Source organism: Acidovorax sp. FG48, from assembly GCF_057809085.1.
In genome coordinates this window covers 1-13,119 of record NZ_JBMDJH010000028.1, presented here as the reverse complement: position 1 = coordinate 13,119, position 13,119 = coordinate 1, and the positions used below count along the sequence as shown (strand labels likewise).

Sequence of the window (13,119 nt, the reverse complement as noted above, 5' to 3'; positions counted from 1 at the left end):
GCATCATGCCTTGATTGCTATTGGAAATATAGCGATGGCCGTCATGCGCCATCGCCTTGGGAGTGGCCGGCCTCAGTGAATGGTCAGCGTGGTGGCCTTGCTCACGGGCTCCAGGCGGACCAGCGTCAGGGTCAGCACGCCGTTTTCCAGCTTGGCGGTGCTGGCGCTGGCGTCAATCTCGGTGGGCAGCTCCCACGCGCGCTGCACCTTGCGCGGTGCGCCTTCCACGCTTTGCACCTGCACCACCTGGCCTTCAATGCTGATCGAGAGCTGTTCGCGGGCCAGGCCGGGTACATCCAGCTGCAGGGTGGTGGCCTTTTCGTCCTGCGTCACGGTGCAGCCGGCGGCGGGTGCTGCCGCTGCGGATGCAGGCTGTGCCAGCGCGCCCATCAGAAAACGTTGCAGCGCCAGGTCGGCGGAACGGGGGGCTTGGGCATAAGCGGCGCGGCGGATCACGGGGGCGAAGATCATGGGTAACTCCTATACACTGCGCGGCTCTCGACGTGGTCGCCGCATGGCAGAGAGGTGTGTGCGGCCACGCCGCATTTCAAGGGAAAAATGCCATGAATAAATTGCAATCTGTGGGCTTGAAATCAGGCGCAGCGGCATTACGTCACACCGTTTGGGCGGCCGCAGTGGCCCTTGCAGGCGCCGTGGCGTTGGCGCCTGCCGCGCAAGCGCAGACCCCGCCCTCGGCAGGCGTGGCCCAGGCCAGGCCGGTCAAGCTGGCGCTCATCGAAAGCCTGTCGGGCCCGTTTGCCAACACGGGCGAGGCTGTGTATCGCAACATCTACTGGGCCATGGAGCGCGTGAACGCACGCGGCGGCGTGCAGCTGCCTGCCAGCAGTGGCGGTCCCCGCCCGCTGGTGCTGGAGCGCTACGACAGCAAAGGCCAGAACGAAGAAGCCCTGTCTGCCCTGCGCGCCGCGATTGACGATGGCGCGCAGGTCATCCTGCAGGGCAATTCGTCGTCCACGGCCGCCGTGCTGATCGAGGCCATCAACAAGCACAACGAGCGCGAGCCGAACAAGCGCGTGCTGTTCCTCAACTACTCGGCGGTGGACCCCATCCTCACGAACGAGAAGTGCAGCTTCTGGCACTTCCGCTTTGATGCCCATGCCGACATGCGCATGGCCGCGCTGATGGAGGTGATGCGCGAGGACAAGGCCTTGAAGAGCGTGTACCTCATCGGTCAGGACTACAGCTTTGGCCAGGCCGTGCTGCGCGAGGCCAAGAAGCAGCTGGCTGCCCAGCGCCCCGATGTGGCCGTGGTGGGCGAAGAGCTGCACCCCATCGGCCGCGTGAAGGACTTTGCGCCTTACGCCGTCAAGATCAAGAGCAGCGGCGCACAGGCCGTAGTCACCGGCAACTGGGGCAACGACCTCACGCTGCTGGTCAAGGCCGCGCGGGACGTGGGCTACGAGGGCAGCTTCTACACCTTCTACGGCAACGCGCTGGGTGCGCCCGCAGCCATTGGCGACGCAGGCATTGGCAAGGTAGTGGCCGTGGCCGACTGGCTGCCCAACGTGCCGGGCGCGCAGAGCGAGGCGTTCTACCAGTCCTTCCGCACACGCTTTCCCAAGCCGCAGGACGACTATGTGCACATGCGCATGCAGCTGATGGTGGAGGCACTCGCGCAGTCCATCGAGCGTGCGGGCAGCACCGATGTGGTGGCCGTTGCGCGCCAGATGGAATCGGCCAACGTGCAGCTGGCCGGCCAGGGTGGCACCATGCGCGCGGCCGACCACCAGTTCCAGCAGGCGCTGGCGGTGGGCGTGATGGACAAGAAAGGCGCGCCCGGCGTGAAGTTCGACGTGGAAGGCTCGGGCTACGGCTTCCGCGTGGTGCGGCAGATTGCAGCCGCCAAGGCACAGCAGCCGCACAGCTGCCAAATGCAGCGTTATTGATGCAGCGCTACTGATGCGTGGGTCCGCCCCGGGTTGCCGGTGTGGACGGGGCGATGGAGCTCAGCGCCGGATGCGGTGGCCGGTCTTGAACACCCACCACACCACGGTGAGACACAGGGCCATGAACACCAGCGTCATGCTGGTGCTCACCGCGATGTGCACATCGGCGTGGCCGTAGAACGCCCACCGCAGCCCGCTGATGAGATAGACCACCGGGTTGAACAACGAGACGGTTTGCCAGAACGGCGGCAGCATGCTGATGCTGTAAAACGCCCCGCCCAGAAAGGTGAGCGGCGTGATCACCAGCAGCGGGATCACCTGCAGCTTCTGAAAGCTGTCCGCCCACAGGCCAATCAGGAAGCCGAACAGGCAGAACGTGACGGCCGTGAGCACCAGAAAGCCCACCATCCACACCGGGTGCGCCACCTCGTACGGAACGAACACCCGGGCGGTGGACAGGATGAGCACCGACACCAGCAGCGACTTGCTGGCCGCCGCGCCCACGTAGCCCAGCAGCACCTCCACCCAGTTGACGGGTGCGCTCAGCAGCTCGTAGATGGTGCCCGACCACTTGGGCATGTAGATGCCGAAGGCCGAGTTGGAAATGCTCTCGGAGAGCAGTGACAGCATGAGCAGGCCGGGGATGATGTAGGCGCCATAGCTCACCCCGCCGATGTCACCCATGCGCGAGCCGATGGCGGAGCCGAAGACGATGAAGTACAGCGCGGTAGTCAGCACGGGTGCAATGAGGCTCTGCATCCAGGTGCGGAAGGCACGGTTCATTTCAAAGCGGTAGATGGCGCGCACGCCATGCAGGTTCACACCGGTCATGCTGGAATCGCTTTCTGGGCCGAAGCGGTGGGGGCCTTGTCCTGGTGCACCAGGCTCACGAAGATGTCTTCGAGCGAGCTTTCACTGGAATGCAGGTCCTTGAAGTCGATGCCGTGCTCCGTCAGGGCGCGCAGCAGGGCGGCGATGCCGGTGTCCTCGCGCTGCGTGTCGAAGGTGTAGGTCAGCACGGTGCCGCCCTGGCTCAGCGCCAACGGCCAGCGGGCGAGCGATGCGGGCACCTGCTCCATGGGTTGCTGCAGCGTGATGGCAAGTTCCTTCTTGCCCAGCTTGCGCATCAGCACGGCCTTGTCTTCCACCACGATCAACTCGCCCTTGCGGATCACGCCGATGCGGTCGGCCATGTCCTCGGCTTCTTCCAGGTAGTGGGTGGTCAGGATGATGGTGGTGCCCGCGTCGCGCAGCGCCCGCACCAGGCGCCACATATCGTGGCGCAGCTCCACATCCACGCCCGCGCTGGGTTCGTCGAGGAACAGAATCTTGGGCTCATGCGACAGCGCCTTGGCGATCAGAACGCGGCGTTTCATGCCGCCCGACAGCGCGAGAATCTTGTTGTCCTTCTTGTCCCACAGCGACAGGTCCTTGAGGATCTTCTCGATGTATGCGGGGTTGGGGGCCTTGCCAAACAGGCCCCGGCTGAAGTTCACCGTGGCCCACACGGTCTCGAACGAGTCGGTGTGCAGCTCCTGCGGCACCAGGCCAATCGCCGCACGGGCGGCGCGGTAGTCGCGCACCGTGTCGTGCCCATCTGCCGTAACGGTGCCCGCCGTGGCATTGCTCATGCCGCAAATCACGCTGATCAGCGTGGTCTTTCCCGCGCCATTGGGGCCGAGCAGAGCGAAGATCTCGCCGCGCCGGATGTCCAGGTCGATGTTCTTGAGTGCCTGAAAGCCGCCGGCGTAGGTTTTGCTCAGGCCGCGTACGCGGACGATGGCGTCCGTGTCGGGTGCTGGAGAAGGTGATGCAGGCATGGGGAAGGTTCTCTTGGAAGGCCAGGCGCGCCGCCTTGGCCGGGCCGCTGCACAAGCGGTCGAAGCCGGGCATTGTGGACTGACTTGCGCAAGCGAGCTGGGCGGGGGCTCCGTGCCCGCAGAAACCTCCGGGTTCAGCCGGTGGGTGTTTGGTTCGCAGAGCAGGGGTTCGCCATCAGCGCGCTGCCGCCACCTCGCGGCCCAGCTCGATCACCGCCATGGCGTAGTAGCTGGACCAGTTGTAGCGCGTGATGGCGTAGAAGTTCTCGGTGCCCGCCACGTAGCTGGGGGCATCGTTGCCGTTTTGCAGTTCCACCAGCGCCAGCGGGCCGGTGTGCTGCGCACCCTGGGCATCCAGCACGGCGCCCTTGGCCTGCATGCTGGCGGCACTGAAGGTGGGTAGGATGTCAGGAGCGAGCAGGTCGTCCAGCTGCAGGCGCGCATTGTCGAACTGCACCCCAAAGTGCGTGGGCATGCCGGGCGTCCATCCGTGGCCGCGGAAGTAGTTGGCCACTGAGCCAATGGCATCGGCCGGGCTCTTGAACAGGTCCACGCGGCCGTCGCCGTCGAAGTCCACCGCGTAGCGCACCCAGCTGGAGGGCATGAACTGGCCCAGGCCCATGGCGCCGGCATAGCTGCCGCGTGGCTCGAACGGGTCGGTGTTGCTGCGGTTGGTGAGGCTCAGGAACTGCTCCAGTTCGCGGCGGAAGAATTCGGTGCGTTCCTTGGCGCGCGGGTGGGCGGAGGGGAAGTCGAACGCCAGCGTGGCCAGCGCGTCCATCACGCGGAAGGTGCCCATCTGCTGGCCGTAGATGGTCTCCACACCGATGATGCCCACGATGATCTCGGCCGGCACGCCAAACTCGCGTTCGGCACGCTCCAGCATGGCCTGGTTCTCTTGCCAGAAACGCACGCCTGCACGGATGCGAATGGGGTCGATGAAGCGGCTGCGGTACACGCGCCAGTTCTTGGCCGTGCCCTTGGCCGGCGGCAGCATGAGGCGTGGCACCTGGGGTAGAAAATGCGCCTGACCGATGGCCTGGCGCACCCATTCGCGGTCCAGGTCGCGGCGCGCGGCCAGGTCGTCGGCAAACTCCATGGCCTCGGGGCGCGATGCGTAGAGCACCGGGGCCTTGGCGCCGGACAGCCCCTGGTGGGCCTGGCCGGCTTTGGCATGCGCCTTCTGGGCTGCTGATTTGGGTTGATTTTCGGGCTTTGCGCTAGCGGGTAATGCCCAGGCAGCTATCAAAAAAATAGCTGCTGCGGTCCATGGTGATGTCTTCTTCATGTCAGTCGTTGTAGCTTTGTAGGGCCCGGTGCTTTGAAACTGGCGCGCCCCGTAACCAGGGATGCCGAGCAAGGGCCGCCCCGCAGCGAGGGCATCGTCCCCCTTCCCGCGCGCAGCGCGAGAGAAGGGGGAAGCGGCGCAGCCGCTCAGGGGGATGATTCACTGCTTTGGCCAGGCGATGCTGCGGAACTCCCGACGCAAGTCGCCCAGCGCGGCCTCCGGGTGGGGGGCATAGCGCACGCGCTCCAGCCGCAGCAGCCAGTCGGCCACCGCCGCAGCGGGTGCGCCGAATTGTGCCTGTACCCGCTCGGCCATGGCCCGGGGCGGCAAGGTGTCGGGCACCACCAGCCCGGCGCGGGCCAGGCGCTGGCGCGCGCGTGCCAGCAGACGCAGCCAGGGGTCGTGCTGGCTGCGCTCCCACAGGCTCCAGCCCATGCCCCCGAGGGCCGCCACGATGATCAGGATGCCCAGCACCATGGTCAGGTCCTGCCAGCTGGGCGACTCAAAGCCCAGGGACTTGAGCAGGTCCAGCTGGCGGCTTTGCGTGTAGTTGAGTACCCACTGGTTCCAGCTGTTGTTGACGGCCTCCCACACGGCGCGCAGGTTCTGCGCCAGCCCCGGGCTGATGACCGTGCCCATGGCCGTCGCAAAGGCGCTCTGAGGAGCGCGCAGCCGCTGAAAGGCCCCGGTGCGGCCGGGCGACACGGCACCCGTGGGGTCCACCCGCACCCAGCCCCGGCCGGCCAGCCAGACTTCGGCCCAGGCGTGGGCATCGCTTTGGCGCACGGTCCATATGCCGTCCACGGGGTTGCGGTCGCCACCCTGGTAGCCGGTGACGATGCGAGCTGGGATGTCGAGCGCACGCATCAGCACCACAAAGGCCGAGGAAATGTGCTCGCAAAACCCTTCCTTGCGGTCAAACCAGAACTCGTCGGCCGTGTGCTGGCCGTACACGCCGGGCTCCAGCGTGTAGACATATCCGCCGGTACGCAGGCGGGTCAGGGCGGCATTGACCAGCGCCTCGGTGTTGTCCTGCGCCGGGTTGGGGTTGAGTGCGGGGTCGTTGCGCATTTGCTGGGCCAGTGCCAGCGTGCGGGGGTTGAAACCGGTGGGCAGCTCGGTGTAGGTGCGCAGGGCGGCGTTGGGGGTGCTGGGGCCGTGGGCAAACTGCGTGTAGCTTTCGGCCTTGTAGCGCACCACATCCGTCACGGCGCGGGTGGTCAGCCACTGCAGGTCCTGCGTCATGAAGGTGTCCATGCCTGCGACGGCGGGTTTGTCCACCGCAGCATCCAGCAGCAGCAGCCAGGGGCGCTGGTGAGGCTCCAGCGTGACCTCGTAGCGCACGGGCTGGCCTTGCACGCGCAGATTGGCGACAGTGTTGGCGCGTGCCTGCGAATAATCGCCAGGGCGGGGCGACACCGGGTGCCACTCAACACCGTCGAAGGTGCCGAACACCGGGCCACGGAAGTACAGGTCGCTCTGCGGTGGCGCGGCGCCGTCAGGGGTGTCAAATCGCACGCGCATGGCCACCGTGTCGTCCAGCGCCAGTTCGGCGATATTGCCCACCTTCATCACGCCCGACAGGCCGCTGCGCCCGCTCATGGTGTCGCTGGGCATGCCCCACAGGGGCGCCATGCGCGGGAACAGCATGAACAGCGCCGCCATGATGGGCGCGCCCAGCAGGGCCATGGTGCCTGCGGTGCGCAGTGCCTGCGACAGCGGAGGGCGCCCCACGGGCATGTGGGCGTTGACCAGGGCCGTGAGCAGCCCCAGCAGGGCCACCAGCATGGCAGCGGCCGTGAACAGCGACTGCGAGAAGAAGAAGTTGCTGAGCATCGTGAAGAAGCCCAGAAAGAAGACCACCAGCGCATCGCGCCGTGCGCGCAGCTCCAGCATCTTGAGCGCCAGCAGCATCACGATCAGCGTCACCCCGGCATCGCGGCCCAGGATGGTGCGGTGGGTGTACAGCGTGCCCGCCACCGCGATCACCAGCGGAACGGCCAGCACCCAGCGCGTTGGCAGCGGGCGCCCCTTGAAGGCCAGCCAGCCGCGCCACAGCATCAGCCCGGCGGCCAGCAGGCTTGCCCATGCGGGCAACACGTTGACCTGCGGGGCGATGACCCACGCAATCACGACGAGCAGGAACAGCGTGTCGCGCGCATCGCGCGGCAGGGCGTGGAGCGTCTGGCGCAGGCTCATGGCTGCGCGGCGGTGTGGAGGGCGATGGATTTCATTTTGCTACGTATTTGATAGCTATTGGGGCAATATGAACATGCGCTTGGGGCCAATATGGGCTGAAATAAGCGGCAGCGGGTCAACACAGGGCCAAGGCCTCCAGGCAGCGCCTGCGGTGGGCTGCGCCGGTGTCGGGCGCGATCTCGGTGCCGGGCAGGCGCAGGCCATAGTCCAGGTCCAGGCGGTCGGCCTGCAGCACCCAGGCCGTCAGGCGCGACACGCGTGCCTCGTGGTTGGGCAGCGCGGCGTGGGCCAGATCCAGCCACAGCTCATGCCGCTGCGCCTGCTGCGCATCGCGGCTCACCAGGTCGTCGGTGCCGGTGGCCAGCGACTTGGCGGCCTTCTTCCAGACCACCAGTTTGAGCGGGTCGCCCCGCCGGTAGGCCCGCACCCCGTCGAATTCGCCAATGCCCTGCGACGGCGCATTGCCCGTGCCCCCGGCGCGGGGCTCGCCCGGCGGCAAGGGCTGTGGCGGCACCTCGGGCGCGGGGTACACCAGCACCTCGGCAGCTGGGCGCCAATAGGTCCACACGCGGAAGGTGCCCAGCGGAAACCGCGTCTCGGCCGTCAGGGTGGGCACCCGGTGCAGCCCCCGGCGCCCGGGCTGGAAGGCGACCTGCACGCTGGCCTGGCCCTGGGCGGGCACATCGGTCCAGGCCCAGTGGTGCTCGGCCTTGCCGGTGCCGTGCACCGCCAGGGCAATGCCATAGCGGGGCGACTTGCGATCGCTGGACAGCTGAATCTCGAACGCCGTGCTGGTGCCCAGAAAATGCGGCTCGGGCGCCTTCAGGTGCAGCGTCAGCCCGCGCAGGTTGGCGTGGCAGATGTGCATGCCCACTACCGCGCTGCCGGCCAGCAAAAAAGTCAGCAGGTAGCCCAGATTGAGCTGGTAGTTGATGGAGGCCACCAGCAACACCACAAGCGTGAGCGCCAGCATCCAGCCCGAGCTGGTGGGCAGGATGTAGACGTTGCGCTGGGTGAGCTGCAGCGTGTCGGACAGCGGCAGGCGCGCCTGCCACCAGCGCTGGAAGCGCCTGCGAAGGCGTGCCACGGGTCTGAGCCGCGCAGCCAGGCCGCGCCAGCCCGTGGGCGTGGTGAGGGAAGGGTGGGCAGCGGATTCCATCGGTCAGGGCAGCGGCACGGCATCGACCATGGCGCGCACCTGCTCGACCGCGCCGCGCCCGGCGTCGCCCACGGGCACCAGGCGGTGGGCGATGGTTTGCGGCAGCACGGCCTGCACATCGTCCGGCGCCACGTAGTCGCGCCCGCTGATGAGGGCCTGGGCCTTGGCGGCACGCAGCAGGGCAATGCCCGCGCGGGGCGACAGGCCCTGCAAGAACCAGCGGCCCGAGCGGGTGGCGGCGATCAGGTCCTGCACATAGTTGAGCAGCGGATCGGCGGTGTGCACGGCCTGCACCTGGCGCTGCAGCTCGGTCAGCTCCTCGGCCGACAGCAGCGGCAGCAGGCTGCTCACCATGTCGCGGCGGTCGTCGCCCGACAGCAGCAGGCGCTCGGCGGCGCGGTCGGGGTAGCCGATGGAGATGCGCATCAAGAAGCGGTCAAGCTGCGACTCAGGCAGCGCAAAGGTGCCCAGTTGGTCGTGCGGGTTCTGGGTGGCGATCACGAAGAAGGGGTGGGGCAGGGCGCGGGTTTCGCCCTCGACCGAGACCTGCTTTTCTTCCATGGCTTCGAGCAGGGCGCTTTGCGTTTTGGGGCTGGCGCGGTTGATCTCGTCGGCCAGCAGCACCTGGGCAAACACCGGGCCGGGGTGGAACACAAAGGCTTCCTTGCCACGTTCGTACACCGACACGCCGGTGAGGTCGCTGGGCATCAGGTCCGCAGTGAACTGGACGCGCGAAAACTGCAGCCCAAAAGTGTGGGACAGCGCGTGCGCCAGTGTGGTCTTGCCCACGCCAGGCACGTCTTCGATGAGCAGGTGCCCCCCCGCCAGCAGGCAGGCCACGCAGTCCTGAACCTGGGCCTTTTTGCCCACGATCACCGTGTTAAGCTGATCCAGGAGCGATTTGATCTTGTGCTGTGCATTCATGGCACGACGTTATCCGAAAAACGGCAAAAAATGCGAGACGCGGGGACAAGACTGTGAGCAAGACGGGCTATTTCACCCACCGGGATTGTTGGAAGCACGAGATGGGCCCGGGCCACCCCGAATGCCCCGAGCGGCTGGATGCGATTGAAGACCGTTTGCTGGTCACAGGCGTGGGGGATGCGTTGGAGCGCTACGAGGCGCCCGAAGCCTCACTGGCCGACATCGAACTGGCCCACGGCCGTATGCACATTGCGGCGCTGCGCGGCCTGTCCGACCGGCTGAATGAAGAGCTGATGGCCGGCGGCCCGAGCTACGCGCAGATCGACACCGACACCTCCATCAACGCCCATACCTGGAAGGCGTCCCTGCGTGCCGCAGGTGCCGCGCTGGCTGCCACCGATGCGGTCATGGCGGGCGAAGTCGAAAACGCGTTCTGTTCTGTACGCCCCCCAGGGCACCATGCCTGCCGCGACAAGGCCATGGGTTTCTGCTTTTTCAACAACGTGGCGGTGGCCGTCAAATACGCCTTGCAGCGCTACAACCTGCAGCGCGTGGCGGTGGTGGACTTTGACGTGCACCATGGCAACGGCACCGAAGACATCCTGGCCAATGACCCGCGCGCGCTGATGGTCAGCATCTTCCAGCACCCGTTCTACCCCTATAGCGGCGACCACGACCCGGCCCCCAACATGGTCAATGTGCCGGTGCCCGCGTACACACGCGGCATGGACATCCGCGAGATCATCGAGATGATGTGGATGCCCCGGCTGGAGGCCTTCAAGCCCGAGATGATTTTTGTGAGTGCTGGTTTTGACGGCCACCGCGAGGACGACATGGGCCAGCTGGGCCTGACCGAGCAGGACTACACCTGGATCACCCAGCGCGTGAAGGATGTGGCCCGGCGCTACTCCAAGGGGCGCATCGTGTCTTGCCTGGAGGGCGGTTATGTGATGGGGCCGCTGGCGCGCAGCGTAGAGGCGCATCTGCGGGTTCTAGCCGACTTGTAAGCCCTCTCAGCCTGGAGCACCTGCGCTTTGACAGGCCGTCTGCTTGGTGGTGACGGCCCGGAGACGCGCCAGTCTCGGCGGTGCCGGTCGTGCAAAAAACTGGAGAAGAATGATGACGAATTCCCATGATCTGCTGCAAATTGCCCGCGACACACGCGGCGTGGTCACCCTGACCCTGAACGACCCCACCCGCTTCAATGCGCTGGGCAGCGAGATGCTCACGGCGCTGCAGCAGGCGCTGGACGACGCGGGCCGCGACGAGTCGGTGCGTGTGGTGGTGCTGGCGGCCGCCGGCAAGGCGTTTTGCGCGGGCCACAACCTCAAGGACATGGCGGCCCACCCAGAGCTGGCGTACTACCAGAAGTTGTTTGCGCAGTGCAGCCGGATGATGCTGACGATCCACAAGCTCAGCGTGCCCGTCATTGCGCGGGTGCAGGGCATGGCGACTGCTGCGGGGTGCCAGCTGGTGGCGCAGTGTGACCTGGCTGTGGCGGCAGACACGGCCAGCTTTGCCACCAGCGGCATCCACTACGGCCTGTTCTGTGCCACGCCCAGCGTGCCGCTGGTGCGCAACGTGCCCGCCAAGCGGGCGATGGAAATGCTGCTCACCGGTGATTTCATCGATGCGCCCACCGCGCTGGCGCAAGGGCTGGTGAACCGCGTGGTGCCTGCCGATGCGCTGGATGCCGAGGTCGAGCAACTGGTGCAATCCATCCTTCAAAAGCCGCGCGTGGCCGTGGCCATGGGCAAGGCGCTGGTGTACCAGCAGCGCGAGCTGGGCATCGATGCCGCCTACCAGCTGGCCGGCCAGACCATGGCCACCAACATGATGGACGAGGCCGCCCAGGAGGGCGCCCGTGCGTTTGCCGAGAAGCGCCAGCCCGCCTGGAAGCGTTGAGGCACGGCACGATGGACAAGCCGATGCTCGACGACGTGGGCCTGTGGGTGCAGGCCTTTCTCAGCCCCACGGTGCTGGTGGAGCTGGCCGTCCTGGCCGTCTGCGTAGGCCTGGCCTGGGGGCTGGTGGCGCTGCTGCAGCGCGGCCTGCGCCGGGGCGACCCGCGCTCCATCCTCTTTGGGGTGCGAATCGTGGACGGCGCGCTGTTCCCGCTGGTGCTGCTGAGTCTGGCCTACATCGCGCGCACCCTGCTGCACCACTGGGTGGCGCTGGCCGCGTTCAAGATTGCGATCCCCGTGCTGGTAGCGCTGGTGGTCATTCGCATCGGCGTGAAGGTGCTGCAGGTGGCCTACCCGGATGCTGCCTGGGTGCGGCCCATCGAGCGCTCCATCTCCTGGATGGCGTGGCTGGGCATGGTGCTGTGGGTCACCGGGCTGCTGCCGCTGGTGCTGGACGAGCTGGACCAGATCCACTGGAAGGTGGGCGGGGCGACGCTGTCGGTGCGCACCATCATCGAAGGGGCAGTTACCGCCGCAGCGGTACTGCTGATTGCCTTGTGGATCTCGGCGGCCATCGAATCGCGCCTGCTGCGCTCGGCCACGGGCGCCGAGCTGTCGCTGCGCAAGGCCGTGAGCAATGCTGTGCGGGCGCTGCTGGTGTTTGTGGGCTTGCTGGTGGCCTTGTCGTCGGTGGGCATCGACCTGACTGCGCTGTCGGTGCTGGGTGGTGCGGTCGGCGTGGGCATTGGCTTTGGCCTGCAGAAGCTCGCGGCCAACTATGTCAGCGGTTTTGTGATCCTGGCCGAGCGCAGCATGCGCATCGGCGACAACGTCAAGCTCGATACGTTCGAGGGGCGCATCACGCAAATCAATGCCCGCTACACCGTCATCCGCTCGCCCTCGGGGCGCGAATCCATCGTGCCCAACGAACTCTTGATCACCCAGCGGGTGGAAAACCTGTCGCTGTCAGACCCGCGCGTGTGGATGTCCACCGTGGTCAGCGTGGCCTATGAGAGCGATGTGGACCAGGTGGCCCAGTTGCTCACCGATGCCGCCCTGGTCAGCCCGCGCGTGCTGCGCGACCCCGCCCCCAGCGCCGCGCTGTCGGCCTTCGGGGCCGATGGACTGGAGTTCACGGTGGGGTTCTGGATTGCGGACCCTGAAAACGGGTCGTTGGGACTGCGTTCGGACATCAACCGGGCCATCCTGAGTGCGCTGCGGGCCCACCAGATCGAAATCCCTTACCCGCAGCGGGTCATGCATGTCCAGGTCGATGGCGCAGTCCCGGCTGCGATGTCGCCGGGCGGGACTCCCGCGCCAGCACCCGCTTCTGCTGGCTGAGCCGGGGGCACGCCGATGTCCTGGTGGGAGGCCGGTAGCGCAGGCGACAGCCCACTCTAGACACTGGCCTTGTGCACTCGCCTATAATTCACAAAAAGCACGATCGTTCTTTTTTGTGATTGTGCAGTCTGTGTGGTGGCTCCGTAGCGCTTTCGCTGCAGTGCGACATAGAATGTTCTAGTTTACGTAAACGTCAATTCAACCAACTCTCTAGGAGCCGCAGCAATGAAGGTCTTGGTCCCTGTCAAGCGCGTGGTGGACTACAACGTGAAGGTCCGCGTGAAGTCGGACAACACGGGTGTGGACATCGCCAACGTGAAGATGAGCATGAACCCCTTTGACGAAATCGCCGTTGAAGAGGCCGTGCGCCTGAAAGAAAAAGGCCTGGTGACCGAAGTCATCGCAGTCTCCTGCGGCGTAGCCCAATGCCAGGAAACCCTGCGCACCGCCATGGCCATCGGCGCCGACCGCGCCATCCTGGTGGAAACCGACGTCGAACTGCAGCCCCTGGCAGTGGCCAAGCTCCTCAAAGCCCTGGTCGACAAAGAACAACCTTCTCTCATCATCCTGGGCAAAC

The 13,119-nt window shown here is 66.3% G+C and carries 12 protein-coding genes; 5 read left to right on the top strand and 7 right to left on the bottom strand.

Annotated features, from left to right (window positions below; translation table 11 throughout):
* Positions 1-72: 72 nt before the first annotated feature.
* A complete protein-coding gene (locus tag ACODSU_RS23660) occupies positions 73-471 on the bottom strand; it encodes an Hsp20/alpha crystallin family protein (protein WP_015015130.1) in 399 nt (132 codons plus the stop codon).
* Positions 472-563: 92 nt separating this feature from the next.
* Between ACODSU_RS23660 and ACODSU_RS23655 the strand changes: the two genes are divergently transcribed.
* Complete coding sequence (locus ACODSU_RS23655; RefSeq protein WP_488845293.1) at positions 564-1,907, top strand: branched-chain amino acid ABC transporter substrate-binding protein; 1,344 nt, start codon at positions 564-566, stop codon at positions 1,905-1,907.
* Between the two features lie 60 nt (positions 1,908-1,967).
* Here ACODSU_RS23655 and ACODSU_RS23650 read toward each other — a convergent pair whose 3' ends face one another.
* From ACODSU_RS23650 to ACODSU_RS23625, 6 genes are all read right to left on the bottom strand, one after another.
* Positions 1,968-2,729: an ABC transporter permease gene (locus tag ACODSU_RS23650; protein WP_056640850.1), complete on the bottom strand. Its 762-nt coding sequence runs from the start codon at positions 2,727-2,729 to the stop codon at positions 1,968-1,970.
* A gap of 5 nt (positions 2,730-2,734) precedes the next feature.
* Positions 2,735-3,727, bottom strand: coding sequence for an ABC transporter ATP-binding protein (locus ACODSU_RS23645; RefSeq protein ID WP_488845291.1), 993 nt, complete (start codon positions 3,725-3,727; stop codon positions 2,735-2,737).
* 175 nt (positions 3,728-3,902) lie between these two features.
* On the bottom strand, positions 3,903-5,015 hold the full coding sequence (gene mltB / locus ACODSU_RS23640; protein WP_488845289.1) for a lytic murein transglycosylase B: 1,113 nt from the start codon (positions 5,013-5,015) through the stop codon (positions 3,903-3,905).
* Positions 5,016-5,174: 159 nt separating this feature from the next.
* On the bottom strand, positions 5,175-7,214 hold the full coding sequence (locus ACODSU_RS23635; RefSeq protein ID WP_488845287.1) for a transglutaminase TgpA family protein: 2,040 nt from the start codon (positions 7,212-7,214) through the stop codon (positions 5,175-5,177).
* A gap of 115 nt (positions 7,215-7,329) precedes the next feature.
* Positions 7,330-8,373 carry a DUF58 domain-containing protein gene (locus ACODSU_RS23630; RefSeq protein ID WP_488845285.1) on the bottom strand — a complete coding sequence of 348 codons (1,044 nt, stop codon included), beginning with the start codon at positions 8,371-8,373 and terminating at the stop codon, positions 7,330-7,332.
* A 3-nt stretch (positions 8,374-8,376) separates the two neighbouring features.
* Positions 8,377-9,297, bottom strand: coding sequence for an AAA family ATPase (locus ACODSU_RS23625; protein ID WP_015015123.1), 921 nt, complete (start codon positions 9,295-9,297; stop codon positions 8,377-8,379).
* A gap of 53 nt (positions 9,298-9,350) precedes the next feature.
* Between ACODSU_RS23625 and ACODSU_RS23620 the strand changes: the two genes are divergently transcribed.
* From ACODSU_RS23620 to ACODSU_RS23605, 4 genes are all read left to right on the top strand, one after another.
* The gene (locus ACODSU_RS23620; RefSeq protein ID WP_015015122.1) at positions 9,351-10,304 is read left to right on the top strand and encodes a histone deacetylase family protein; all 954 of its coding nucleotides are present in this window, start codon (positions 9,351-9,353) and stop codon (positions 10,302-10,304) included.
* A 112-nt stretch (positions 10,305-10,416) separates the two neighbouring features.
* Positions 10,417-11,202, top strand: a complete 786-nt coding sequence (locus ACODSU_RS23615) for an enoyl-CoA hydratase (protein WP_116747596.1) — start codon at positions 10,417-10,419, stop codon at positions 11,200-11,202.
* Between the two features lie 11 nt (positions 11,203-11,213).
* Positions 11,214-12,542 (top strand): mechanosensitive ion channel family protein, encoded by a 1,329-nt coding sequence (locus ACODSU_RS23610; RefSeq protein WP_488845283.1) that lies wholly within the window; start codon positions 11,214-11,216, stop codon positions 12,540-12,542.
* A 225-nt stretch (positions 12,543-12,767) separates the two neighbouring features.
* A partial coding sequence (locus ACODSU_RS23605) for an electron transfer flavoprotein subunit beta/FixA family protein (protein ID WP_488845281.1) occupies positions 12,768-13,119 on the top strand: 352 nt, incomplete at its 3' end.